Source organism: Roseateles asaccharophilus (assembly GCF_031458115.1).
Lineage (GTDB): Bacteria > Pseudomonadota > Gammaproteobacteria > Burkholderiales > Burkholderiaceae_C > Pelomonas > Pelomonas asaccharophilus_A.
The window spans coordinates 338792-363285 of sequence record NZ_JAVDXV010000005.1 but is presented as its reverse complement, the minus strand read 5'-3'; the positions used below and the strand labels follow the sequence as shown (position 1 = coordinate 363285).

Below are 24494 nucleotides of genomic sequence, written 5' to 3'. Positions count from 1 at the left end.
GTGTTGATGACCAAGCGGCTGCCGTGGAACCGGCTTTGCCGGGCCACTGGCAGCGCCCCCTTGAGGGGGCCGGCGAAGCCGGTAGGGGGGGAGCTCATATTGGCGAACCAATGTTCTTCATCGTGAACGCGCGCATCGTCGCCTGCGTGGCGGTCTTGACGACGGCCTGGCCGACGTTGCCGTGCGAGTAGTGCGATGGCGGGTTCTTGTAGACGTAGGCCAGCGACCCGAACTCGCAGGTCCACTCTTCCATCATCTCCGTCATCGTGTCGGTGACGGCCACCTCCAGCTTGTATTCCAGCAGGCGGATCTTCTGGATGGTGAACACCAGCGACGTGCCCTCGATGACGTTGGTCGAGCGCTTGTGGATGGTCAGCGTGCCGGACGGGAAGATGTCGCCGGCCTTCATCGAGTTCAGCATCTGCGTCGTGGCGATGTCCACGCGCTTCTTGAACTTGAACTCGAAGTTGGGGTTGCGCCCTTCCAGGTCGCTGCGCTTGTCGGCCACGCGCTCGTCGAAGCCCTTGCTTTCCGACTGGCGCTTCACGGCCTCGTTGGCGTCCTTGTACTTCTCCTGGAACTTGTCCAGCGAGTCGCGGATCAGCCGGTCGTGCTTTTCCTGCAGCGCCTCACGCTCCGCGCCCTGCGCCTTGCTCATCGCGCGCTTCAGCGAGGCCTGGGCGGCCGTGACGTCGCCCTTCAAGGACTTGAACTGCTGCAGCACGCTGCTCTCCTGCGAGATCAACGACTCCTTCTCGCGGAACATGTCGTCGCGCACGTCGTTGTTGACGCGCTCTTCCTCGTTGTGCAGGTTCCACTCGAGGCTCTCCAGCAGCACCTGGCCCTGGAACAGGTGCGAGACCGACTCGCCCGCCACCGGCACGCGGGTGGGGCGGAGCAGGATCATGTAGATGTCGGCGCCGTTGTCAGCCATCAGAGGAGTGCCGTCGGGTAGAAGAAGGGGGCGGTCGGCAGGTTGTCCTTGCCCAGCGTCTTCAGATACATCATCTTGATGCTCTTGAAGTTCAGGGTCCAGTCCTCGGTGACCTCCTTGGAGAGGCCGTCGTCGGCGACCGCCAGCTCGCAGCTGGCGAAATGGCCCATCGTGCAGACCAGCGTGAAGCCGGGCTGGTGGATGGCGCGGCCCTGCTGCTTGATGTGCAGCACCGTGATGGAGGCGCTGACGATGGGCAGGTGGTTGTCCAGGCAGAAGTGCATCTGCGACGACGCCACGTCGAAGCGCTTCTTGAAGGTCAGCGGCTCCATCTTGATGGAGACCGACTTGCCCAGTCCGGCCATCGAGGCCGCGGCGGCCGCGACGGCGGCCATGCCGCTGCCCTTGCTCTTGGGGTCTTTCAGGGCCTTCATGCCCCAGCCGAACTCCAGCAGTTCGACGGAGCCCTCGGCGCCCTCGAGCAGCCCCTCGCCCACCACCGGCCCGGCGCCGGTGATGAGTTGCATGAAGATGTTCGAACGACTCATGTGTGGTCAGCGAAGCGCTGCGGCGGCGAGAGCGAGAAGCATGCAGGCAAGTGGTGCCTGACCCAGCGGCTGCCGCGGAACCGGCTTTGCCGGGCCGCTGGCAGCGCCCCCTTGAGGGGGCCGGCGAAGCCGGTAGGGGGTGGGCTGATCAAGCCGAGGGCGAGGCCGTGCCGGCAGGGATGTCCCAGTTGTAGGTCTTGGCGGCCTGCAGCTTGCCGGTCTTGTTGTCCTGCGGCTTGTATTCGATCTTGACGGTCTTGAAGACCATCTCGACCTTCTGCTGCACGGAGCCTTCCTCGGTACCGTTCTGCTGCACCTTGGTGATGAACACGCCTTCCATGGTCATCGTGAAGTAGGTCTCGGGCGTGGCCGAGCCGGTGGTCTTCATCATCTGCAGCTCGACCTTGGGGAAGGCCTTGCCGGTGCAGATGTAGCCCATGATGACCGTGGAGGACGTGTCGAAGTAGTGCTCCCAGTTCATCTTGCCGGGGTTGGGCTTGCCAACGGAGGCGCCGCCGCCCTTGGTCCAGCTGGTCTCGGCTTCGATTTCCCAGTCCCAGCCCTGGATCTCGATCCACTTCTCCTTGCCCTTCTGGATGGACTCGCCATCGGCCTTGTCGAAGAAGGTGATGAATGCATTGACTGCCATGTTGTTGCTCCTTTAGAGGTTCAGATTGCGCGGGATGCGGTGGTGATGGAGGTGACCCGTCCTGCTCCCGCGCGGGGCGAGTTCTCGCGTGTGATCAGCTCGATTTCTCGGACGGCAGCTTGGAGACCAGGCGCAGCGACACGGTCAGGCCTTCGAGCTGGTAATGCGGCTTCAGGTAGAACTTGGACTGGTAGTAGCCGGGCGCGCCATCCACTTCCGACACCTCGACCTGCGCGGCCGCCAGCGGGCGCGTGGCCTTGGTCTCTTCCGACGAGTTCATCGGGTCGCCGTCGACGTAGTTCAGGATCCAGCTGTTCAGCCAGTCTTCCATCGCATCGCGCGACTTGAACGAGCCCACCTTGTCGCGCACGATGCACTTCAGGTAGTGGGCGAAGCGGTTGCAGGCGAACAGATAGGGCAGGCGGGCGGCCAGCGCGGCGTTGGCGGTCGCGTCGGCGTCGTCGTACTCCTGGGGTTTCTGCAGCGACTGGCCGCTGATGAAGGCCGCGAAGTCGCTGTTCTTGCGGTGCACCATCGACAGGAAGCCGTTCTTGCTCAGCTCGGCCTCGCGGCGGTCCGAGATGGCGATCTCGGTCGGACACTTCATGTCCACGCCGCCGTCGTCCGTCGGGAAGCTGTGCGTGGGCAGGTTGGTGACGGCGCCGCCGGACTCGATGCCGCGGATGCGCGAGCACCAGCCGTACTGCTTGAACGAGTTGTTGACGTTCACCGCCATCGCGTAGGCCGCGTTGGACCAGGTGTACTTGTTGTGGTCGGCGCCCTCGGTGTCTTCCTCGAACGCGAATTCGTCCACCGGTGCGGTCTTGGCGCCATAGGGCACGCGCGACAGGAAGCGCGGCATGCAAAGGGCCAGGTAGCGGGCGTCGTCGCTCTCGCGCAGCGAGCGCCAGGCGGCGTATTCGGGCGTCGTGAAGATCTTGGTCAGGTCGCGCGGGTTGGCCAGCTCCTGCCAGCTTTCCATCTGCATGACGCTGGGCGCGGCACCGGTCAGGAAGGGCGCGTGCGCGGCGGCGGCGATCTTGGACATCTCGCCCAGCAGCTCGACGTCGGGCGGCGTGTGGTCGAAGTGGTAGTCGCCCACCAGGCAGCCGTAGGGCTCGCCGCCGAACTGGCCATACTCCTCTTCATAGAGGCGCTTGAAGATGGGCGACTGGTCCCAGGCCGTGCCCTTGAAGCGCTTCAGCGTCTTGCCCAGGTCGGCCTTGGAAACGTTCATCACGCGGATCTTGAGCTGCTCGTCGGTCTCGGTGTTGTTGACGAGGTAGTGCAGGCCGCGCCAGGCGGACTCCAGCTTCTGGAAGTCCTCGTGGTGCATGATCAGGTTGATCTGCTCCGTGAGCTTGGCGTCGATGGCCGCGATCATGGACTCGATGGTCTTGACGGCGTCGTCGCTGAGCAGCGCCGTGTTGGACAGCGCCTGCTGCGCCAGCGTCTGCACCGCCTGCGCGACGGCACCGCGCGCCTCGTCGGTCTTGGGCTTGAACTCCTTGTTCAGCAGCGCCGCGAAGTCGTTGCCTTCGAAGGTGACGCCGGCCAGGGCCGATGCTGACTGTTCCGCTTGGGTCATGTGTGGACTCCGGTCGTATCTTTGAACTGGGGCTGCGGCTTACTCGCCCTTGGGCGCGTCGGTCAGCGTCTTCAGCAGCGTGGGGTCGGCCAGCACCTTGGCGATCAGGTCGCCGGCGCCGCTCTTGCCGTCCATGTAGGTGATCAGGTTGGACAGTTGCTGGCGGGCTTCCAGCAGCTTGCTCAGGCCCTCGACCTTGCGCGCCACGGCGGCGGGCGAGAAGTCGTCCATGCTCTCGAACGTGATGTCCACCGGCAGGCTGCCCTCGCCGGTCAGCGTGTTCTCGACGTTGAAGGCCACGCGCGGCTTCATGGACTTCATGCGCGAGTCGAAGTTGTCGACATCGATCTCGAGGAACTTGCGGTCGGCCACCGGCGGCAGCGGATCTTCCGGCTTGCCGGACAGGTCGGCCATGACGCCCATCACGAACGGCAGCTGCACCTTCTTCTCGGCGCCGTACAGCTCCACGTCGTACTCGATCTGCACCCGCGGGGCCCGGTTGCGGGCGATGAATTTCTGGCTGCTCTTGCTCATCTCAATGCTCCTTGCGGACGGGATTCAGGGTTCGACGTGGAAGAAAGGGGTGGCGCTCATCACATGGACTCCAGGCTCTCGGGGTCCACGCCCAGCATGCGCGCGACTTCGCCGACGGCATCCGGCGCGAACTCGCGCACCAGCTGCAGGAAGTTGCGGTCGATGAGGCGCTGGGCCCGGCGCAGCAGATTGGCGGCCGGGTTGGTCGGTTCGTTCTTTTCCAGATAGGCACACACCAGCTCGATGGCGCGCACGGCATCGGCGCGGCTTTCGATGGCGCCCAGGCCACCACCACCGCCGCGGCCGCGGCGGGCCGGCGCGGGCGACTCGTCGTCGCTGTCGCCGGAGATGCCCAGGTCGCCCAGCATGCTGGCCAGGTCGTCCGAGTCGGCGCTGATGCTGGCCGGCTGCGGCGACACCGACGCGACGGCGTCCAGCATGCTGCGCAGCGCGGAAAAGTCGGGCAGCTCGCCGTAGCCCAGCCGGTTGGACAGGCACTCGTTCAGCGCATCCAGCGAGGCCAGCGCGTCGCTGGCCTGGGTCTGCACCTGCGGGTTGTCGGCCACGGCGTCGGCCAGCATGTTCTCGATCTGGCCGCGCGACGGCGGCATCTCGTCGTCCCGGGGCACCAGGTCGCCGACGGCGACCTCGATGTCGCGCACGCTGATCTGGCCGATGCTGCGGTCGTTCAGCACCAGGCTGGCGCGCAGGTCGCCCAGCGTGGACTCCAGGCTGACCAGCTCGTTCAGCACATTGACGCGGGCATAGGCGTCGCCGTCGTCGGGCCGGGGATGGAGTTCGTCCCACCAGCGCAGCAGCAGCTGTTCGAACAGCCGCAGGCTGGGCGCCAGCACGGCGAAGCCGTCCAGCCGCAGCCGGGCGCGCAGCTGCAGGTTGGCCACGCGCAGGTCGCGGGTGCGGCCGTTCAACTCCTCGGCCTGGCTGGCCACGGCGCGCCAGTCCGGCGGCTCGGCCGGCGCGAACTGGGTTTCGGGTTTGCCCGCAGCCGCCTGGGTCAGCGCCAGGAAGTCGTTGTCATATTCCAGGTCGGGCCCGCAGGCGTCGTCGTCCGACACAGGCTCCAGCCAGGGCGCGAGCACGGGATCGCTGCTCAGCGACTGGGCGGGATCGGTCGTGTCGAAGGAGGTGTCCATGGAGGTCGGGGAAGGGGGCAGACGGATGCTCGGCCGGTAAGTAACGGGCTGCGCGGCTTAGTTCCCCCCGGGGTTGCGGGAACGTATCGGGCCCGGATGACACTCAGCCTGTTGGACGCCGCAAACCCTGCCCAAGATGAACCCCACCGCCCCCAGCGCCCCCGAGGACGACGACGCCACCATCATCCGGCCGGTCGGCGGGCCGCTGGAACAGCCCACGGTGTTCAGCGGCGCACCGGCAGCCCCGGCCGAACCGCCTGCGGCACCCGCCCTGCAGGCGCCGGCCGGTAACGCGCTGCCTGTCGGCAGCCGCCAGGCCGAGTTCGAGGTCGTCAGCGTGCTGGGCGAGGGCGGCTTCGGCATCGTCTACCTGGCGCGCGACCACGCGCTGGAGCGCATGGTGGCGCTGAAGGAATACATGCCGTCGGCGCTGGCGCTGCGCGGCGAGCAGTCCCAGGTGCGGGTGCGCTCCGAGCGCCACCGCGACACCTTCGAGGCCGGGCTGAAGAGCTTCATCAACGAGGCACGGCTGCTGGCCCAGTTCGACCACCCGTCGCTGGTCAAGGTCTACCGTTTCTGGGAGGCCAACGGCACGGCCTTCATGGTCATGCCCTTCATCGAGGGCAAGACGGTGAAGGACACGCTGAAGGAAATGGGCGAGCCGCCGTCCGAGGCGTGGCTGATGAACCTGCTGGCGCCGCTGACCGAGGCGCTGCTGGTGCTGCACGGCGAGAACTGCTATCACCGCGACATCGCGCCCGACAACATCCTGCTGCTGCGCGGCAGCGGGCTGCCGCTGCTGCTGGACTTCGGCGCGGCGCGCCGCGTCATCGGCGACATGACACAGGCGCTGACCGTCATCCTGAAGCCCGGCTACGCCCCCATCGAGCAGTACGCCGAGGTGCCCAGCCTGAAGCAGGGGCCGTGGACCGACGTCTACGCACTGGCCGCCGTCATCTACTGCGCCATCACCGGCCGCACGCCGCCGCCCAGCGTGGGCCGCATCGTCAAGGACGATTACGTGCCGCTGGCCCAGCTCGGCGACCTCACGAAAGGCCGCTACAGCGACCGCCTGTTGCAGGCGGTGGACCGGGCGCTGCAGGTCATGCCGGACAACCGCACCGCGTCGATGGAGGAGTTCCGCGAGGCGCTGGGCCTGGCGGGCAGCTACACGCCCAAGCCGGGCCAGATGGCCACGCTGATCCAGGCGCCGCCACCGCCGCCTGCGGCCGCGGCGGCACCCGAGCCGGCAACCCGCAGCCGCACGCCGCTGCTGGCCGTCCTGGGTCTGGCCGGCGTGGCCGCGGCGGGGCTGGCCGCCTACCTGTTGACCCGGGAGCCTGCCCCGGTCGAGGCCGCCGCCACGCCCGCGGTGCAGGCGCCTGCCGCTGCCCTACCGGCCGCGGAGCCCGCGCCGCCGCCGGTCGCCGCCGCGCCGCTGGACCTGCATGGCCAGTTCCAGCAGCTGGCGTCGCGCCACAGCGCCGGCTTCGACGTGCTGGCCCAGGCCGAGCGCACCCAGCTGCGCATCGACCGCGACGAGCTGCGCTTCAGCGTGACCAGCTCGCGCGACGGCCATCTCTATGTGCTGCTGGCCGGGCCGGACGGCAGCCTGATGCAGCTCTATCCCAATGACAAGGCGGGCGGCAAAGGCAACAACCGCGTCACCGCCGGCCAGGCCGTGAAGCTGCCGCAGGACAGCTGGCCGCTGAAGGCCGGCGAGCCGGCCGGACTGCATCACTTCCTGGTGCTGGTGACGGCGGAGCCGCGCAGCTTCACGCCCTGGTCCACCGGCAAGGACAGCGCCTACGGCTTCCTGTCGCTGCCGTCGCAGGCGCCGGCCACGGGGGCCGACCCGCGCGCGCCCAGCTGGCTGCTGGGCCTGCCGGACTGCGGCCGGCCGACCTGCGCCGGCGAGTTCGGCGCGGCGGTGTTCGGCGTCGAGGCGGTGCGCTAGGCGTTGCTCCCTAGCGCGGCGGGGGAACCCGGCCGCATCGGCGGTTACCCAGTCAATGCCCGGCAGGTGCGGTGTTGCGCCAGGCCGGGATCACCGCAGAACCCTGGACCGCGTGCTGAAACCGACCCTGCTTCCCGTCGCCGCTGCATCGGCGATGCCCGATTCCTCCCGCCTCGAGGCCTTCATTGGCGCCGCGGCCACGGGTCGATTGCTGTGGGCGAGGTGGATAGACGGGGAACTGGAGGTTCGTGGCGGGCCCACGCCCGATGTGCCGGTTTCGGACCAGATCGGCCACCTGTTCGTGCTGGCGCTGCGTGAGCGCTACGGCGACGCCGCCAGCGCGGTGGCCGAGCGTGAGTGGCGGCTCAGTACCAAGCCGCGTCGGCTGCTGCCGGCGCGCACGGTGCGCCGGGCGGTGGCCTGCGCGGAGGCGGCGCTGAGCCTGCTGCAGGCGCAGTCACATTTGCTGCAGTTCGAGTTCTCGGCGCAGTTGCTGGGCTGGCGTTTCCGGCGCGTGGCCGAGTCGCTGGGCCTGGACCCGGTCAGCCTCGGCAGCGAGCGCCGGCGCGCGCTGGACCAGGCGCTGGAGGCCGAGTTCCGGGTGGCGCCGGCCGACGCCGACGCGGTCGCGACACGGCTGCGCGAGCTGCTCGTGACGGCGGCGCATTGATGTCCGTGATTTAGTTCACGGCGTTCGGGCTTACCCACGCCCGCGAATGCGGGGGAGGGTGGAAAGCCCTGTCGCGGTTGTGCCGGCGACGGCGTCTGATCAGACAGGGCGGCCAATCGGCCGCGTCACACGCCCGGAGCCCGCGATGCAGCCGCAGTGCCTTCAGATCCGCCAACCCGTCGTTGCCAACCCGAACGTCATCTTCTCGGAGTTGTTCGGCGAACACCGTGACCGCCTCTACCGCTTCGTGCTGCGCCACATCGGCGACAGCACCGAGGCCGAGGAGCTGTCGCAGCAGGCCTTTGTCGAGGCGGCGCGCACCTTCGAGCAGTTCCGCGGCGAGTCGCAGCTGTCCACCTGGCTGTACGGCATCGCGATGAACCTGGTGCGCAACCACCTGGCGCGCGCGCCGTCGCGGCTGTACCGCTTCGAGGACGAGTCCGCGCTGGACGCCACGCCCTGCAACCAGGCCGACCCCGAGCAGCAATGCCACCTGAACCAGCTGATGCTGCTGCTGCAGAACGAGCTGGACGGTCTGATGCCCGAGATGCGCGAGGTGCTGCTGCTCGTCGCGATGGACGACATGAGCTACGAGGACGCCGCCGCGCTGCTGTCCGTGCCCATCGGCACCGTGCGCAGCCGCGTGTCGCGCGCGCGCTCGCATCTGCGCACACGGATGCAGGCCCGCGGCGCGCAGCTGCCTTTCTGACCCGCGGGTCATTTCAGCGCGGCTGGGGCATCCAGCGCACGTCGCCCTCGCCCAGCACCGCCACATCGGCCCCCTGACGGGCCAGTTCGCCACGGTTCAGCGTCAGCGCGCCGGTCAGGCCGCCGAACGCGGGCAGCACCAGCGCGTGTGGCCAGCGCACGAAGCAGGGCCGCCGCAAGCGATCGCCTGCGCGGCTGCCCAGCACGACTGCCGGATGCAGGTGGCCTGCCAGCGTGAAGCCCGGTGCGCCGATGGGTGGCGGCTCATGCGTCGCGGTCAGCGGCCCGAGTTGCAACGCACCGTGGACCGTCGTGATCGGCAGGCCATCGGGATGGATGCGCCGGTCATGGTTGCCCAGCACCAGCAGCGTCTCCACCCGAGTCGCGAACGCGGCTACCGCGGCCAACAGCGGCGGCGTCAACCCCTGCGCGCCATGCCAGAAGTCGCCCAGCACGACGAGCCGGTCCGCGCCCACATCAGCGATCCGCGCCTCCAGCGCCGCCAGCGTGCGCGCGCTGCTGCCTGCTGGCACCGGCTGGCCCTGCGCGCGGAACGCGGCGCCCTTGCCCAGGTGCAGATCGGCCGCGAACAGCGTGCGCGCCGCCGGCCACCAGACCGTGCCGTCGGCCTGCAGCCACAGCGTCTCGCCCGCGGCGTCCACGCGCAGGCTCACCGGCGCCTCCGGCGTTCGCGGGATCGCGGGGAGGCCTTGTCGCGTTCCTGGCCGAAGGCGAGCCGCTCGCCCACGTCCTGCGGCGCCGGCCCGCCGCCGGCCGCCGCCTCCAGCTCGGCGAGCATGCGGGTCAGCCGCTGCGCCAGCGACTCGGTCGTCACGCGCTCGCGCAGCATCTCGACCATCAGTGGAAAAGCCAGCGGCGAGGTGCGCGCCGGCCGCTGCAGGTCCAGCGGCAGTGCGGCCAGGCGATCCAGCGTGCGCGCCAGTGAATCGACGTCCAGCTCGGCCGACAGCAGTTCCTCCTCGGCCTGGCGCAGCAGCCGGTTGCCGGGGTCGTGCTGGCGGAAGACATCGAAGTACAGCGAGGCGGAGGCCTGCAGCTGGCGCTGGCTGCGCGCCTCGCCGGGATGGCTCTGGAAGATCAGGCCCGAGATGCGCGCGATCTGCCGGAAGCGCCGCCGCGCCAGCTCGCTGGCGTTGATGCTGGCCAGCACCTCCTCGCGCAGCGTCGCGCGGTCCACGGCGGCGAGCAGCCCGGGCAGGCGGGCGGCCCAGTCCAGCTCGGTGGCGCTGAGCAACTCCATGCCGTAGTCGTTGACAGCCACCGTGAACGTGGCGGGCGTGTCGCGCCCGATCCGCCAGGCCAGCAGCCAAGCCAGACCCAGGTGCACGACGCGGCCGGCAAAAGGGTAGAGGAACAGGTGGTGGCCGTCCGACGAGGTCTGCACCTCCGCCAGCAGGCGGTGCGGCGTCGGCAGCGCCGACCACTCGCCCTGCAGCTTCAGCAGCGGCGCGACGAAACGCATCTCGCGGTCGGGGTAGCGACCATGGGCGGCTTCGTCTAAGCGCTCCAGCATCGCGTCCGCCAGCGTGTCGGAGATGGGGAACTGCCCGCCATTCCAGCGCGGCAGCAGCGCGCGGCCTGGCTTGGCCACACGCACATAGGCGGTCAGCCCCTCGGTGCGCACCAGCTCCAGTGCGCGGCCGCCGAGCAGGAACACATCGCCCGGCTTGAGCCGCGCGATGAAGCCTTCTTCCACGGTCGCGATGCGTCCGCCGGCCATGAATTGAACGCTCATCACCGCGTCGGACACGATGGTGCCGATGTTGCTGCGGTGGCGGCGCGCCAGCCGCTGATCGGGCACGCGCCAGACGCCTTCGTCGTCCGGCACGACGCGCTGGAAGTCCGGGTAGGCGCGCAGGCTGTCACCGCCATGGCGCACGAAGGCCAGCGCCCATTGCCAGGCCTCGTCGCTGAGCCGGCGGTAGCTGGGTGCCGTGCGCACCTCGGGCAGCAGCTCGTCGGGGCGAAAGCCGCCGCCCAGCGCGACGGTGACGAGGTGCTGCACCAGCACGTCCAGCGGCGCCTCGGGCGGGCGGCGCGGCTCGATGCGGCCGGCCTGCACGGCGGCGCGCAGCGCGGACGCCTCGACGATCTCCAGGCTGTGGGTCGGCACCATGGTGACCTTGGAGCGCCGCCCCGGCGCGTGGCCGCTGCGGCCGGCGCGCTGCAGCAGCCGGGCCACGCCCTTGGCCGAGCCGATCTGCAGCACCTGGTCCACTGGCAGGAAGTCCACGCCAAGGTCCAGGCTGGCGGTGCAGACGACGGCCTTGAGCTGGCCGGCCTTCATCGCGGCCTCGACCCAGCGGCGCAACTCAGCGTCAATGGAGCCGTGGTGCAGCGCGATCAGCCCGGCCCAGTCCGGCCGTGCATCGAGCAGCGCCTGGAACCAGCGCTCGCTCTGCGAACGCGTGTTCGTGAACACCAGGCTGCTGGCGGCGGACTCGATCAGCTCGACCACGGCCGGCAGCATCGTCAGCCCCATGTGACCACCCCAGGCGAAGCGCTCGATGCGGGGCGGCAGCAGCGTGTCGATGGCTATCTTCTTGTCCTGCGCGCCGCGCACCAGCACCGCCTCGGGCGCGAGCACGTCGCGGGCCTCGTCGAGGTTGGCCAGCGTGGCCGACAGGCCCCAGGTCATCAGCGCCGGGCTCCAGCGGCGCAGCCGCGCCAGCGCCAGTTGCAGCTGCACACCGCGCTTGCTGCCCAGCAGCTCGTGCCATTCGTCGACGACGACCAGCCGCACGCGCTTCAGCACGTCGGGGGCGTCGGCGCGCGACAGCATCAGGCTCAGCGATTCGGGCGTCGTCACCAGCGCCGTGGGCCAGCGGCGCTGCTGCGACGCGCGCTCGCCGGACGTCGTGTCGCCGGTGCGGGCCGCCAGCGTCCAGTCGGGCGCCAGCGCGCCGGCGGCGTCCTGCAGTGCCAGCAGCGTGTCATGGCTGAGCGCGCGCATGGGCGTGACCCACAGCACCATCAGCGGCGCCTCCGACTTGCCAAAGGCCTGCAGCGCACCCAGCCAGACGGCCAGTGTCTTGCCGGCACCGGTGGTCGCGTGCAGCAGGCCGGAGTGGCCCTGCGCCATGGCCCTCCAGACATTGCGCTGGAACGCGAACGCATTCCAGCCGCGCGCGGCCAGCCAGTCACTCACCCGCATCGGCGGCCACCCCCATCAGTGCGCGCAGCGTGTCCAGCGTGTCGGCCTCGTGCAGCGGCTTGTCGTCGCGGATGCGCAGCATGCGCGGGAAGCGCACCGCGATGCCGCTCTTGTGCCGCGTGCTGGCCTGTATGCCCTCGAAGCCCAGCTCGAACACCAGCGACGGCCGCACGCGCCGCACCGGCCCGAACTTCTCCACGGTCGTCTGCCGCACGGTGCGGTCCACGCGCTTGATCTCTTCGTCGGTGAGACCGGAATAGGCCTTGGCGAACGGCACCAGCGCGAGTTCGCCGCCCGTGGCGTCCAGCGCGGCTTCGGCCTCCGCCGCATCGCGCGGCGCGCGGCTCCAGACGGCAAAGCTGTAGTCGGTGTACAGATTGGCGCGGCGGCCGTGGCCGGCCTGGGCGTAGATCAGCACGGCGTCCACGCTCAGCGGCGCGACCTTCCATTTCCACCACGCGCCCACCGTCCGCCCGATGCCGTAGGCCGATTCGCGGTGCTTCAGCATCAGGCCTTCGACGCGCCGCTCTCGCGAGCCCTCGCGCGCGGCGGCGAGCGCAGGCCAGTCGGCGTCGGGCAGCAGGGGCGACGTCGCGATGCCCAGGCGTTCCAAGAGCGCGCGACGTACGTGCAGGGGTTCCTGGCGCCGGTCCACCCCCTCACTTTCGAGCAGGTCGTAGGCCAGCAGCCGAACCGGGGCTTCGGTCAGGATGGCCTTGGACAGCTTGGTGCGGCCGATGCGCTTTTGCAGCAGCGCGAATGGTGCGGGTTCGGGCTCGCCGTGATGCCAGGCCAGCAGTTCGCCGTCGACGACCGTGCCATCCGGCCACGCGCGCGCTTCCAGCTCGACTTCGGGGAAGCGCTCGGTCACCAGCTCCTCGCCGCGCGACCAGATCCACACCTGCCCGTCGCGCTTGACGACCTGCGCGCGGATGCCGTCGTACTTCCACTCGGCCAGCCAGTCGCTGCGCTCGCCCAGCGTCGCGGGCTCATCGGGCAGCGCATGGGCCAGGAAGAACGGGTAGGGCTGGCCGCCGCGTGCACCGCTTGCGTCGTCGACCCACAGCGCCTGGAAACGCTCGGCCGTCGGCGGGGTGTCGATGCCGGTGTAGCCCATCATGCGCTGCGCGATGCCGGCGGCATCGGCGCCCGACCATTCCGCCAGCGCACGTTGCACCAGCAGCTTGCTGACGCCCACGCGAAAGCCTCCGCCCACCAGCTTGACGAACATGAAGCGCTCGTCGGCGGACAGGCCGTTCCACGCCGCCAGCACCGCCTCGCGCCGCCCGGCGGCATCCATTGCCCGAAGCGGCAGGATGCGCTGCTCCATCCAGTCGGCGAGCGGTTCATCCAGCCGGTCCACAGGGTCCGGCAGCACATAGGCGATGGCCTCGGCGAGGTCGCCGGTCACGGCATAGCCGGCCTCGAACAGCCACTCCGGCAGGCCCGCGGCTTCGCAGGCCAGCGCGCGCAGCTCGGCGGTCGGCACGGCCCGGCGCGGCGTGCCGCCGGCCAGCAGGTAGACCGCCCATGCGGCATCGCGCGCGGGTGCGTCGGCGAGGTAGCGCTTCACCGCCGCCACCTTGGCCAGCGTGGACGTGCTTGCATCCAGCGCCAGGTACAGCGCAACGAAGCGCTTCATGCCGCGGCCTCCACGCCATGGGTCTCGTCGCCGTACTCCGTCGCGAACGCCTCGGCCTGCAGGCCCAGTTCGCCCAGGTAGCGCACCAGCGCCCCCTCGTCGCCGTGCGTGACGATGACGCGCTGCGCGCCCGTCGCACGGATGGCCGACAACAGGCCCGGCCAGTCGGCGTGGTCGCTGAACACGAAGCCGCGGTCCACGCCGCGCCGGCGTCTTGCGCCGCGCAGCCGCATCCAGCCGCTGGCGAAGGCGTCGCTGTGCGGCCCCATCGCCTTGGCCCAGCGGCTGCCCTGCACCGCGGGCGGCGCAATGACCAGCGCGCCGCGCAACGACTTGAAGTTCGTGTCCGGCGTGACCGTCTCCACCTCGGGCAGCGCGATGCCGGCTTCCCGGTAGGCGGTGTTCAGCCGCGCGACCGCGCCATGCACGAGCACCGGCCCGGGCGCATGCGCGCCGGCCAGCCCGGCGATCAGGCGCTGCGCCTTGCCGAGGCTGTAGCCCATCAGCAGCGCATGCCGGCCTTGGCGCCCGCAGTCGGCCCACCAGGCGTGCATCTCGCTCAGCACTTCCGTTTGCGGCGCCCAGCGGTAGATGGGCAGGCCGAAGGTGCTCTCGGTGACGAAGACATCGCAGCGCACCGGCTCGAACGGCGCGCAGGTGGTGTTGCAGTCGCCCGCGCCGCTGACGAAGTAGTCGCCCGCGACCACCCACACCTCGCCGCGATGCTCGATGCGGACCTGGGCCGAGCCCAGTACATGTCCGGCCGGGTGCAGACTCAGCGTCACTTCGCCGATGCGGCGCGTCTCGCCATAGGCCAGGCCGTCCAACGACGCGTCGTCGCCCAGCCGGGTGCGCATCAGGCCCAGGCCGTCGCGGTGAGCCAGATAGGCGCCGTGGCCCGGCCGGCAATGGTCGGCATGGGCGTGCGTTATGACGGCCTTGTCGACCGGCAGCCAGGGATCGATGAAGAAGTCGCCGGGCTCGCAGTACAGGCCCTGCGGGCGACGCGTGACCAGATCGGGCATGAGCGCAGTGTGCCCAAGCCAGGGTGCTGCGCGTCCGCAGAGAGCCCATCTCAGGGTTGCGGCTGACTGCGTTGTCGCTTGCCGGCCTACACAATCGCGCCGGCACTAGAAAGCGCTTTCATGATGATGTTCCGAACCCTGGCTGCCGGTCTTGCGCTGGCTTGCTCATCCCTGGCTGCCGCGCCGATCGGCGGCCCGCACACCGACCCCCAGGGTCGCACGGCCGTGCTCGTGGGCCAGACCCGCGACGGCATCCATCACTACATGCTGGACAGCCGCATGCCGCTGCCCTGGGGACTGACGATGTATGTCGCGCCGACGCTGGACTCCGGCGGCTTCACGCTGGCCGACGGCAGCCGCAGCAAGACCGCCAGCTGGTACGCCGAGGGCTTCGGGCCGCAGGACCTGGCCTTCATCACCGGCACGCCGCAGCTGCAGGGCAGCGCGATCGCCGTGGGTTTCTGGATGGCCAACCAGCTCGACGTGGACCTCGCCACCGGCAGCAACCGCAGCGGTAGCAACGAGGGCAACCGGCTGTGGGCCAATGTGCAGCGCATGATCGGCGACCTCAAGGCCACGGGCCGGCCGGTGCTGCTGCGCATAGGCTACGAGGCCGAGGGGCCGTGGAACGGCTACTGGCCGTCGGCCTACAAGACGGTCTGGTCCAAGATGCGCGCCGAGATCCGCGCGCAGAAGGCCGACAACATCGCCACCGTCTGGCAGCTTGCGGTGCTGTGCCCGTCGCATGACGCGTGGAACGCCGGCATCACGCCGGGCCGGCTCATCGCCGCTAAGCCGCTGGCGCTGGATGGCAAGGCGCGCGGGACGGTGCAGAACGTCGACATGAACAACGTCGGCGCGGTGCTGGACGCCTGGTATCCCGGCGACGACGCCGACTGGACCGGCGTGTCCGTCTTCGACCCGCAGGACTGCCACGACGGCTACGGCACGTTGCAGACGGTCGTCGACCACCTGAAGAAGAAGGGCAAGCCCATCCTCGTCGCCGAGGCCGCCGCGCGCGGCTTCGACTACGACGTCGCGACCGGCCTCTATGCCTATCGCCAGACCGGCAAGCCGGTGCGCGAGAAGCTGGCGCCGGAACAGGTCTGGCGCGAGTGGTACCAGCCCTTCCTCGCCTTCGTGCGCGCCAACCGCGACAGCATCCGCGCGGTGGCCATGATCAGCGACGACTGGCAGCGCTACACGCACTGGCAGTGCCGCGTCGATGCGCAAGGCAAGAAGCTCGCGGGCTGCAACGAGGGCAACTGGGGCGACACGCGTCTGGACGTGAACCCGCGGCTGCGCGCGCTGTGGCGGGCCGAGCTCAGCGCCGACGGCAAGTACCTGGCAGACAAGCCTGCCGCACAGCCTTGAATCGATTTCTTGGCGATCTGGCCAAGAAGGCCAAAACTCGTATATACTGCTAGCTTCAGTCGCGGGGTGGAGCAGTCTGGTAGCTCGTTGGGCTCATAACCCAAAGGTCGTCGGTTCAAATCCGGCCCCCGCAACCAAATTAAAAGAACCCGCTGAGTCGCAAGCTCAGCGGGTTTTTCTATTGCGGCCTGCGTTTCGCCCGTGTCGGCGTTGCGGGCTTCGATGGTCAGCAGTTGCAGTACCGCATGTTCACCATTCATTGGCGCCGACAGCCCCGTACGTTCAGTCCCTCAGCGGATCTCGAGACCGCTTGCGACGTCCAGCGGTGCCGGTAGCGCTCGGGGCTCACGGGCCGCTCGGTCCGTATGCGGCGTATCGGGACTTGCGGTCGGCAGGGCCCATCCATTGGGACGAGGCGGCCTTCAACGGCGCCTGGGTGCTGACGACCTTCGACGGTGTGCAGAGCGCGTTGAAGGATCCGCGCCTGTCGGCGCACCGCACGGCGGGATGGATCCTGCGCCGGGAGCTGCGCGCGAGCGGCAGCGGCGCGCGCCTGTCCGACATGCAGCGGCTGTTCTCCAGGGCCCTGCTGTTCGCGGACAAGCCCCGCCATCCGCAGCTGCGCGCCCTCATGTCCGCACCTTTTCAGCCTGCGGGGTTGGCGGCGATGCAGCGCGCTATCGTCGAGATCACGGCCGAGCTGCTGGACGACATCGACCGCCGCACGGCCGCCGACGCGACGTTCGACTTCATCGATGCCTTCGCGAAGCACTTGCCGTTGCGCGTGATCGGCAAGCTGCTGGGCGTCAGCGTCGAGGCGTCCGACGAGTTGCTGGCCAGTTCCATCGATGTGGCCGGCTTTCTCGGCTCGCTGTCACCCACGCAGGACGAAGCGAGCACTGCGGCGGAAGGCATGTTGACGCTGGCCGAGCATCTGGAGTGCGTCATCGCGCAACGGCGGTTCGACGACCAGGGGCTGGTGGCGGCGTTGTTGAGACATCACGAAGCCGGCCGGCTGGAGTCCTTCGAGGAGCTGCTGTCGCAGGCCGTGATGATGTTGTTCGCCGGGCTGGAGACCACGCGCCATTTCCTCGGCACGGGGCTGTACTGGCTGTTGCAGGAGGCCGACCGGCTGGCGATCGCCCACGCGCCTCAGCGACTCGCCACGGCAGTGCGGGAGCTGCTGCGCTGGGACAGCCCGGTGCAGTACACGGCGCGCCGGGCGACCTGCGCGTTCCAACTCCACGGCGTGGACATCCAGCGCGGCGACCTGGTGCTGCCGCTGCTGGGCGCCGCCAATCGCGACCCGGGTCGGTACGCCGATGCCGAGTCGCTGGAACTGGGGCGGCAGGTCGGCATGCCGATCTCGTTCGGTGCCGGCCCCCATTTCTGCATGGGGGCACAACTGACGCTGCTCGAGGCCGAGCATGCATTCAGTGCCTGCCTGAAGAGATGGCCCCAGTTGCAAGTGGCGGCCGAACCCGTCTGGCTGTCGTCCCCGCTCTATCGCGGCATGAAGTCGCTGCACCTCAGTCGTGGTGCGATGTCATACAACTGCTCAAATAGTTGAGCAGCCCTTTCCCGGCGTTCCCACCTACCATCCCATTTCCGACCCACCGGCCATGTGGCCGAGCGTGAGCGTGTGGGGCGGTGCGCGACACCCTGAATCTGGATTCGAGGTGTTTTCCATATGGAGATCCGGCAGAAGCCGGTCGGGACATCCAGGGCGAACACATATGGGTGGAATATTTCGCGCTGCAATTCTGGTGGCAATGGCTGCGTTCACCCCGATGGCGCATTGCGCGGAACCCGTGGCCGGCAGTATGAAACCACCGGCGGCACCTGCAGAAATCATGGCTGTTCTGCAGCGCGTCGCGGATTACCAGATCACCGCCATGGCCGCCGGGCTGAACCCGATCAAGACGGGTGAAAGCTACCCCAATCCCAGGGGCTGGGTGCAGGCTGCGCTGCTGGTGGGCATGACCGAACTGGCAGACCGCAGTGCCGATCCGCGCTATCGGCAATTCATCCTGCAGCGCGGTGAAGCCAATCAATGGAAACTCGCCGCCCGCAAATACTTTGCGGATGACCAGGCCATCGCGCAGGCCTATTTGTGGGCGGCCAGGAATGGCGCGGGAGCGATTGCGGCGTCGGAGGTAAAGGCTGAATTCGATGCCATCCTGGAGAAACCCTCCATGGTGGCGCTGGAATTCACCGAGCATCGCGCCGGCACTGGTTTTGAAGCGCTGGGCTGCCAATCCCGCTGGTGCTGGTCGGATGCATTGTTCATGGCGCCCGCCATCTGGTTTGAATTGAGCAACCAGACCGGCGACGCCAGGTATGCGGCGTTCGCCAAGAAGGAGTTCTGGGCCACGACGGACTACTTGTTCGACAACTCAGAGAACCTGTACTTCCGCGACTCCCGATTCTTCACGCGTCGCGACGCGGCGGGGCGCAAGCTGTTCTGGAGCCGGGGCGTGGGTTGGGCGTTCGCGGGCCTGGCGCGCATCATCGACCGGCTGCCCGAGCGCGACGCGGACCGCGCGCGCATGGTGGCGCTGTTCCAGCGCATGGCGCAGCGGCTCAAGGCGCTGCAGAAGGATGACGGCTACTGGGCGCCGTCGCTGCTGGCCAATGGGCCCGACACCCCGCCCGAATCCAGCGGCACGGGCTTCTTCACCTACGGCCTGGCCTGGGGCGTGCAGCGCGGCGTGCTCGACCGAGGCGCCTACGAAGCCTCGGCGCGCAAGGGCTGGGCCGCGCTGCTGCGGGCGGTGCATGCCGACGGCAAACTGGGCCATGTGCAGCCGGTCAGCGACCGGCCTGACGACGTGAGCCGCGACGACACGCAGCTCTACGGCGTGGGCGCCTTCCTGCTGGCCGGCACCGCGATGGCCGACCTGGCGTCGACGACGCCGGCCACCGGCCCCCACGCGCTGCGGCCGCCCACGGCCGAGGAGCGGGTGCCCCGCGCGGTCGCCCGCCACGCGCCCGACCGGGCCGACGACCTGATCTGGGAGAACGACAAGGTCGCGCACCGCATCTACGGGCCGGCGCTGCAGAAGGCGGAGCCGCCGTCCGGCTCGGGCATCGATGCCTGGGCAAAGAAAGTGCGCTGGCCCTTCATGGACCGGCAGCTGAAGACGCCCAACTACCACGACGACCACGGCGAGGGCCTGGACTTCTACGGCGTCGGCGGCAGCCGCGGTGTGGGCGGGCTGGGCATCTGGTTCGACGACAAGCTCTGGGTCTCGCGCAACTGGGCCTCGCACCAGATCCTGCAGAGCGGATCGGACGTGGCGTCCTTCCAGGTGAGCTACGCGCCGTGGCCGGTGGGCGTGGACCGCCGCGTGTGGGAGACGCGCCGCTTCACGCTGCTGCTGGGCTCTCACCTCACGCGGCTGCAGTCGCTGATCGAGTCCGACCGGCCCGGCGACCTCATCGTCGGCATCGGGCTGAACAAGACGCCGGTGGGCACGGCCAGGGGCACGCTGACGGTGGACGCGAAGCGCGGCCTGTTGATGTTCTGGACGCCGGCCCACGCCAGGCATGGCGCGATGGGCACGGCCGTGCGCGTGGAGCCCGCGATGGTGGTCGACGCCGGCGCCGACGCCGACAACCACCTGATCCGCGTCCGCGTGACGCCGGGCCGGCCCTTCGTCTACTACATCGGCTCCGCGTGGGAGCAGGGGCTGGACTTCAAGACCCGCGAAGCCTGGGAAGCCCATGTGGCCGCCCAGCGGCTGGACTTCGACCCGAAATAGAGAGCCACGATGAGCATCTTGCGCCGCACCTGGATGGGCCTGATGGGCCTGCTGCTTTGCAGCTTCGCGCACGCCGCCGACGCGCCGCGCACCGAGACGCTGATGTTGAGCGGCACCGGTCCGGACGACGCGGTACCCTGGGACTTCACGATCAGCGGCGGCCAGCGCGCGGGCGAGCAGGCGCGCATCCTGGTGCCGTCCAACTGGCAACAGCAAGGCTTCGGTCACTACCAGTACGGCTACTACAAAGGCCCGCGTGCGGCCGACACGGCGATCTACAAGCGCCGCTTCACGGTGCCGGCGGAATGGCAGGGCCGCACGGTGCGCGTGGTCTTCGACGCGGTAATGACCGACACGCTCGTGAAGATCGATGGCCAGGAGGTGGGACCCGTGCATCAGGGCGGCTTCAACCGCTTCAGCCACGACATCACGCGCTGGGTCACGCCGGGCAAGGCGCACGAAATCGAGGTGCAGGTCAGTGAGGCCTCCGCGGCGACGGCCACCGACATCGCGGAGCGCCACGGCGACTACTGGGTGTTCGGTGGCATCTACCGGCCGGTGTGGCTGGAGGCCTCGCCGGCGCAGTCCATCGCGCACGTGGCCATCAACGCGCAGGCCAGCGGTGAGCTGACGGCCGACGTCACGCTGCGCGCGCCGCGCACGGTGACCCGGGTCGTCGCGCAGGTCGCCACGCGCGATGGTGCGGCGGTGGGTGGCCCGTTCGCCGTTGCCATCCCCGCCGGCGGCGCGGGGCGCGTGCGCCTGCAGGGGCGCATCGCGCAGCCGCGGCTGTGGTCCGCCGAGACGCCGCACCTGTACCAGCTGCAGCTCACGCTGTTCGACGGCGACAAGGCGGTCCATCAAAGCAGCGAGCGCTTTGGTTTCCGGACCTTCGAGGTGCGCGAGGGCCAGGGCCTGTACTTGAACGGACAACGCATCATGCTCAAGGGCATCAACCGCCACAGCTTCCGACCAGAGACGGGCCGTGCCGTGTCGCGCGCGCAGGCGTACGAGGATGCGCGGCTCATCAAGTCCATGAACATGAACGCGATGCGCGTGGCCCATTACGCGCCCGAGAAGGCCTTCCTGGAGGCGGCGGACGAGCTGGGCCTGTATGTCATCAATGAGCTGAGCGGCTGGCAGAAGGCGCATGACACCGAGGTGGGCCGCAAGCTGGTGCGCGCGCTCGTGGAGCGCGACGTCAACCACCCGAGCATCATCATCTGGTCCAACGGCAACGAGGGCGGCTGGAACCGCGAGCTGGACGTCGACTTCGCGCTGCACGACCCGCAGGCCCGGCCGGTCATCCATCCCTGGGAGCCGTTCGGCGGCATCGACACCAAGCACTACCCGCGCTACCCCGACCTGCTGCGCCGGCTGTCGGGCGACATGCTGGTGCTGCCCACCGAGTTCCTGCACGGCCTGTTCGACGGCGGCCACGGCGCGGGCCTGGACGACTACTGGCGCGCGATGAAGGCCTCGCCGCGCGGCGCTGGTGGCTTTCTGTGGAATCTGGCGGACGAAGGCCTGGTGCGCACGGACCAGGGTGGGCGCATCGACCTGTTCGGCAGCTACGCGCCGGACGGCATCGTCGGCCCGCACCTGCAGAAGGAGGCCAGCTTCGACACGGTGCGGGAGATCTGGTCGCCCGTGCAGATCGCGCCGCCCGTGCTGGACGGCCGTTTCGACGGCGTACTGAATCTCAGCAACGAGTACGACTTCACCGCACTGAACGAGGTGCGCTTCCGATGGGAATGGCTGCGGTTCGCGGGGCCGCAGGACCGCAGCCACGAGGCGCGCGTGCTGGCCCAGGGCGACATGGCGGGGCCAGGTGTTGCGCCCCAGGCGGCCGGCGAGCTGAAGCTGCCGCTGCCGGCGGTGTGGCGGCAGGCGGATGCGCTGCGCCTGACGGCTGCGCGAGGTGACGAGTCGCTGTGGACCTGGGTCTGGGCCGCACCGGCTCGACCATCGGCCGCAACGGGGCCGCGCGCCGGCACGCCCACCGTCATGCGTGACGACGACAGCATCCGGCTGCAAGCCGGTGCCGTGTCGGCCCGCTTCGATGCGCGCACGGGCCTGCTGCTTGAAGTCGCCCGCGGCCGCCATGTGCAAGCTCTGTCCAACGGCCCACGCCTGGTCGTCGCGCGGCCCCGGCCGGCGGCCGAGCCGGACTGGCAGGCGCCTACCGCCACCGGCGATGGCGTCTACGAATTCCCCCGCGCGACGATGGCCAACATCGCCAGCATCGATCTGCGGCTGGCCGAGACGGACGGCTGGGCCGGCTTCCGGCTGGAGCTGTCGGCCGATGGCCAGCGCTGGAAGACCGTGTATGACAGCGCGCGCGTGGCGCGCGACGGCCAAACCCACATCTTCCCGCCGCAGCCCGTCAAGGCCGTGCGCGTGACGCGGCTGGCCGGCGCCAGGCGCACGCCCACCGTCGTCTCGCTGCGTCTGGCCTTCGAGCCCGAGCGCTTCGCGGTGCCCGGGCTGCCGGTTGCGTTGATGACGGGCACGGGGCCTCAAGGCGCCTGGCTGGAAGCGCCCGGCGCGGGTGGCCTGGAGCGCGTGCGCTGGACGCTCGGCGAGGACGGCCTGCTCGTGCTGGACTACGCCTACCCGCTGCAAGGCGCCGTGCTGTACCACGGCATCGGCTTCGACAGCCCGTTGGCGACACTCAGCGGCATCCGCGCGCTGATGCGCGGGCCGAACCCGGTCTGGCAGAACCGCCTGCGCGGGCCGGTGCTGGGCGTGCACGACATCGCGTCGCCCGCCGGCTACTACGCCGACCCGCGCTGGCTGCGCTTGAACTCGACGTCAGGCAGCCTGGTGCTGGAGAGCGAGGGCGCGGGCTTCCTGCAGCTTGGCGCGCGGCTGGCGGACTTTCCGACCACCAGCGTGGACTTCCCGGCCAGCGACATCGGCTTTCTGCATGCCATCCCGGGCATGGGCGCCAAGATGCAGGCCGCCGAGCTGACGGGTCCCGCGGGCGGCCCGTCGACGGCGACGGGCCACTATTCAGGCCGCCTGCGGCTGCGCTTCTGACCATGAATCCACTGAACATCAAGGACTGCCTGCGCCTGGCGGCACTGGGGCTTGCGCTGGCCACATCAGTCGCGCAGGCGCAGACCGCCCAGGCCGGCAAGCGCGTCTTCGACGGCAACTGCGCGATGTGCCACACCGTGTCGCCCGATGGGCGAGCGTTGATGGGGCCGGGGCTGCACGGCGTGGTCGGGCGCAGGATCGGTGGCGCTGCCGGCTTTGGCTACTCCGACGCGCTGGGCAGCCTGGGCGCGCTGGGCAAGACCTGGACGGCGGCCGAGCTGGAGCGCTATCTCGCCGACCCCGCGCGCTTCGCTCCGGGCACCACCATGCCGGTCAGCGTGGCGGATGCGGGCCAGCGTGCCGAGCTGGTCCGCTACCTGGCGCAGCTCACGGGCGGCCAGCCCGCGAAAGCCGCCGCCCGGCCGGTCACTCCACCCATCAAGCCCGCCGACGACCCCGGCCACTGGAGCGCCGACAAGCCGGGCCGCATCCACGAGCTGAAGGTCTCGCAGTTGCCCAAGCCCTATGCCACCGAGAGCGCCAGCAACGGCCCGCGCACGGTGCCGCGGCCCGAGGGCGTGCTGCCGTCGGTGCCGGAAGGCTTCAAGGCGCAGCTGTGGGCTCGCGACCCCGACCGCGGCCGCGTGATGGTGAAGGCGCCCAACGGCGACATCTTCATCTCGTCCACGACCAAGCGCCTGGTCAAGGTGTTCCGCTCGTCCACCGGCGAGACGGCCGACACCATCAGCACCTTCGCGTCGGGCATGGACCGGCCGTTCGGCATGGCCTTCTGGCCGACAGGCGCCAACCCGCAGTACCTGTACGTGGCGTTCGTGAATGCCATCGTGCGCTACCCCTATCGCAATGGCGACCTGGTCGCCGCGGGCGAGCCGGAGGTGGTGGTGCCCCGACTCAGCGCGGCGGTGGGCTCGCACTCGTCGCGCACGCTGGCGTTCTCGACGGACGGCCGCACGATGTTCCTGTCCATCGGTTCGGCCACCAACGTGGCCGAGAACATCGGCCGTGCGCCGCCCGTGCCCATCGCGACCTGGGAAGCCCGCCACGGCCTGGGCGCGGCCTGGGGCGAAGAGGAGGGCCACGCGCTGGTGCTGGCCTTCGATCCCGACGGCAGCAACCGCCGCACCTTCGCCACCGGTCTGCGCAACTGCGTCGGCATGTACGTGCACCCGCGCAGCGGCGAGCTGATCTGCAGCATCAACGAGCGCGACCTGCTGGGCGACAACCTGCCGCCCGACTACCTGACCCGCGTGAAGCCTGGCGCCTTCTATGGCTGGCCCTGGTACTACATCGGCTCGCATGAAGACCCGCGCTTGGCCGGCCACCGGCCCGACCTGCGCGACAAGGTGACCGCACCGGACCTGCTGCTGATGGCCCATTCCGCGCCGCTGGGCATGGTGATGTACGAGGCTGCGCCGAACGCGCCGGCCGCCTTCCCCAAGACTTATGACGGCGACCTTTTCCTGGCCTTCCACGGTTCCTGGAACCGCCACACGCGCGCCGCATCCAAGGTCGTGCGCGTGTTCATGAAGGACGGGGTGCCCACGGGCCGCTACCAGGACTTCATGACCGGCTTCGTCGTCAGCGACCGAGAGGTCTGGGGCCGCCCCAGCTCGGTGGCGGTGCAGGACGACGGCTCGGTGCTGGTGGACGACGATGTGACGGGCGAGATCTGGCGCGTGTCGCCGAAGTAGGGCGGTCCGGCCGGAGCG

18 protein-coding genes and 1 tRNA gene are annotated in these 24494 nt (G+C 69.6%); 9 read left to right on the top strand and 10 right to left on the bottom strand.

The genetic code is table 11. The features are described from left to right. Positions 1-94: 94 nt before the first annotated feature. From J2X21_RS14835 to tssA, 6 genes are all read right to left on the bottom strand, one after another. Positions 95-934 (bottom strand): hypothetical protein, encoded by an 840-nt coding sequence (locus J2X21_RS14835; protein ID WP_310329929.1) that lies wholly within the window; start codon positions 932-934, stop codon positions 95-97. Further along, complete coding sequence (locus tag J2X21_RS14830; protein ID WP_310329927.1) at positions 934-1482, bottom strand: type VI secretion system tube protein Hcp; 549 nt, start codon at positions 1480-1482, stop codon at positions 934-936. Before J2X21_RS14830 ends, J2X21_RS14835 begins: the two co-directional genes overlap by 1 nt. A 148-nt stretch (positions 1483-1630) precedes the next feature. Then, entirely contained in the window at positions 1631-2131 is a 501-nt protein-coding gene (locus tag J2X21_RS14825) for an Hcp family type VI secretion system effector (protein ID WP_310329924.1), read from the bottom strand. Positions 2132-2225: 94 nt separating this feature from the next. After that, positions 2226-3719 carry a type VI secretion system contractile sheath large subunit gene (gene tssC, locus J2X21_RS14820; RefSeq protein WP_310329923.1) on the bottom strand — a complete coding sequence of 498 codons (1494 nt, stop codon included), beginning with the start codon at positions 3717-3719 and terminating at the stop codon, positions 2226-2228. 39 nt (positions 3720-3758) lie between these two features. Continuing rightward, positions 3759-4253 (bottom strand): type VI secretion system contractile sheath small subunit, encoded by a 495-nt coding sequence (gene tssB / locus J2X21_RS14815; protein ID WP_310329922.1) that lies wholly within the window; start codon positions 4251-4253, stop codon positions 3759-3761. Positions 4254-4312: 59 nt separating this feature from the next. Beyond that, on the bottom strand, positions 4313-5407 hold the full coding sequence (gene tssA / locus J2X21_RS14810; protein ID WP_310329920.1) for a type VI secretion system protein TssA: 1095 nt from the start codon (positions 5405-5407) through the stop codon (positions 4313-4315). Between the two features lie 136 nt (positions 5408-5543). On the opposite strand from tssA, the gene J2X21_RS14805 reads away from it, so the two are divergent. The 3 genes from J2X21_RS14805 to J2X21_RS14795 all read left to right on the top strand — a co-directional run bounded on the left by J2X21_RS14805 (position 5544) and on the right by J2X21_RS14795 (position 8743). Next, a complete protein-coding gene (locus tag J2X21_RS14805; protein ID WP_310329917.1) occupies positions 5544-7364 on the top strand; it encodes a serine/threonine protein kinase in 1821 nt (606 codons plus the stop codon). 154 nt (positions 7365-7518) lie between these two features. After that, positions 7519-8034 carry a hypothetical protein gene (locus tag J2X21_RS14800; RefSeq protein ID WP_310329915.1) on the top strand — a complete coding sequence of 172 codons (516 nt, stop codon included), beginning with the start codon at positions 7519-7521 and terminating at the stop codon, positions 8032-8034. A gap of 145 nt (positions 8035-8179) precedes the next feature. Continuing rightward, complete coding sequence (locus J2X21_RS14795) at positions 8180-8743, top strand: RNA polymerase sigma factor (RefSeq protein WP_310329912.1); 564 nt, start codon at positions 8180-8182, stop codon at positions 8741-8743. 13 nt (positions 8744-8756) lie between these two features. Here the strand turns inward: J2X21_RS14795 and pdeM are convergent, their stop codons facing one another. The 4 genes from pdeM to J2X21_RS14775 are packed head-to-tail and all read right to left on the bottom strand — an operon-like array spanning position 8757 to position 14584. Next, on the bottom strand, positions 8757-9416 hold the full coding sequence (gene pdeM, locus J2X21_RS14790; protein WP_310329909.1) for a ligase-associated DNA damage response endonuclease PdeM: 660 nt from the start codon (positions 9414-9416) through the stop codon (positions 8757-8759). Further along, positions 9413-11917: a ligase-associated DNA damage response DEXH box helicase gene (locus J2X21_RS14785; protein ID WP_404667349.1), complete on the bottom strand. Its 2505-nt coding sequence runs from the start codon at positions 11915-11917 to the stop codon at positions 9413-9415. The genes pdeM and J2X21_RS14785 overlap by 4 nt, the downstream gene beginning before the upstream one ends. Then, positions 11904-13559, bottom strand: a complete 1656-nt coding sequence (locus J2X21_RS14780; protein WP_310329903.1) for an ATP-dependent DNA ligase — start codon at positions 13557-13559, stop codon at positions 11904-11906. The genes J2X21_RS14785 and J2X21_RS14780 overlap by 14 nt, the downstream gene beginning before the upstream one ends. Then, positions 13556-14584, bottom strand: a complete 1029-nt coding sequence (locus tag J2X21_RS14775; protein ID WP_310329902.1) for a ligase-associated DNA damage response exonuclease — start codon at positions 14582-14584, stop codon at positions 13556-13558. The genes J2X21_RS14780 and J2X21_RS14775 overlap by 4 nt, the downstream gene beginning before the upstream one ends. 123 nt (positions 14585-14707) lie before the next feature. Between J2X21_RS14775 and J2X21_RS14770 the strand changes: the two genes are divergently transcribed. The 6 genes from J2X21_RS14770 (at position 14708) to J2X21_RS14745 (ending at position 24476) form a co-directional block, all read left to right on the top strand. Beyond that, the gene (locus J2X21_RS14770) at positions 14708-15958 is read left to right on the top strand and encodes a glycoside hydrolase family 26 protein (RefSeq protein ID WP_310329901.1); all 1251 of its coding nucleotides are present in this window, start codon (positions 14708-14710) and stop codon (positions 15956-15958) included. A gap of 60 nt (positions 15959-16018) precedes the next feature. Next, positions 16019-16095 (top strand) — tRNA-Met (locus J2X21_RS14765). A 122-nt stretch (positions 16096-16217) separates the two neighbouring features. Then, on the top strand, positions 16218-17528 hold the full coding sequence (locus tag J2X21_RS14760) for a cytochrome P450 (RefSeq protein ID WP_310329900.1): 1311 nt from the start codon (positions 16218-16220) through the stop codon (positions 17526-17528). 283 nt (positions 17529-17811) lie between these two features. Then, on the top strand, positions 17812-19722 hold the full coding sequence (locus J2X21_RS14755; RefSeq protein WP_310329899.1) for a glycoside hydrolase family 88 protein: 1911 nt from the start codon (positions 17812-17814) through the stop codon (positions 19720-19722). A gap of 9 nt (positions 19723-19731) precedes the next feature. Continuing rightward, positions 19732-22764, top strand: coding sequence for a glycoside hydrolase family 2 TIM barrel-domain containing protein (locus J2X21_RS14750; RefSeq protein WP_310329897.1), 3033 nt, complete (start codon positions 19732-19734; stop codon positions 22762-22764). A gap of 2 nt (positions 22765-22766) precedes the next feature. Next, complete coding sequence (locus tag J2X21_RS14745; RefSeq protein ID WP_310329895.1) at positions 22767-24476, top strand: PQQ-dependent sugar dehydrogenase; 1710 nt, start codon at positions 22767-22769, stop codon at positions 24474-24476. Positions 24477-24494 lie beyond the last annotated feature (18 nt).

Excerpts from the sequence above, each read along its gene's own strand:
- J2X21_RS14835 (WP_310329929.1), bottom strand. The coding sequence starts at position 934 with ATGGCTGACAACGGCGCCGACATCTACATGATCCTGCTCCGCCCCACC.
- J2X21_RS14830 (WP_310329927.1), bottom strand. The coding sequence starts at position 1,482 with ATGAGTCGTTCGAACATCTTCATGCAACTCATCACCGGCGCCGGGCCG.
- J2X21_RS14825 (WP_310329924.1), bottom strand. The coding sequence starts at position 2,131 with ATGGCAGTCAATGCATTCATCACCTTCTTCGACAAGGCCGATGGCGAG.
- tssC (WP_310329923.1), bottom strand. The coding sequence starts at position 3,719 with ATGACCCAAGCGGAACAGTCAGCATCGGCCCTGGCCGGCGTCACCTTC.
- tssB (WP_310329922.1), bottom strand. The coding sequence starts at position 4,253 with ATGAGCAAGAGCAGCCAGAAATTCATCGCCCGCAACCGGGCCCCGCGG.
- tssA (WP_310329920.1), bottom strand. The coding sequence starts at position 5,407 with ATGGACACCTCCTTCGACACGACCGATCCCGCCCAGTCGCTGAGCAGC.
- J2X21_RS14805 (WP_310329917.1), top strand. The coding sequence starts at position 5,544 with ATGAACCCCACCGCCCCCAGCGCCCCCGAGGACGACGACGCCACCATC.
- J2X21_RS14800 (WP_310329915.1), top strand. The coding sequence starts at position 7,519 with ATGCCCGATTCCTCCCGCCTCGAGGCCTTCATTGGCGCCGCGGCCACG.
- J2X21_RS14795 (WP_310329912.1), top strand. The coding sequence starts at position 8,180 with ATGCAGCCGCAGTGCCTTCAGATCCGCCAACCCGTCGTTGCCAACCCG.
- J2X21_RS14785 (WP_404667349.1), bottom strand. The coding sequence starts at position 11,917 with ATGCGGGTGAGTGACTGGCTGGCCGCGCGCGGCTGGAATGCGTTCGCG.
- J2X21_RS14780 (WP_310329903.1), bottom strand. The coding sequence starts at position 13,559 with ATGAAGCGCTTCGTTGCGCTGTACCTGGCGCTGGATGCAAGCACGTCC.
- J2X21_RS14775 (WP_310329902.1), bottom strand. The coding sequence starts at position 14,584 with ATGCCCGATCTGGTCACGCGTCGCCCGCAGGGCCTGTACTGCGAGCCC.
- J2X21_RS14770 (WP_310329901.1), top strand. The coding sequence starts at position 14,708 with ATGATGTTCCGAACCCTGGCTGCCGGTCTTGCGCTGGCTTGCTCATCC.
- J2X21_RS14755 (WP_310329899.1), top strand. The coding sequence starts at position 17,812 with ATGGCTGTTCTGCAGCGCGTCGCGGATTACCAGATCACCGCCATGGCC.
- J2X21_RS14750 (WP_310329897.1), top strand. The coding sequence starts at position 19,732 with ATGAGCATCTTGCGCCGCACCTGGATGGGCCTGATGGGCCTGCTGCTT.
- J2X21_RS14745 (WP_310329895.1), top strand. The coding sequence starts at position 22,767 with ATGAATCCACTGAACATCAAGGACTGCCTGCGCCTGGCGGCACTGGGG.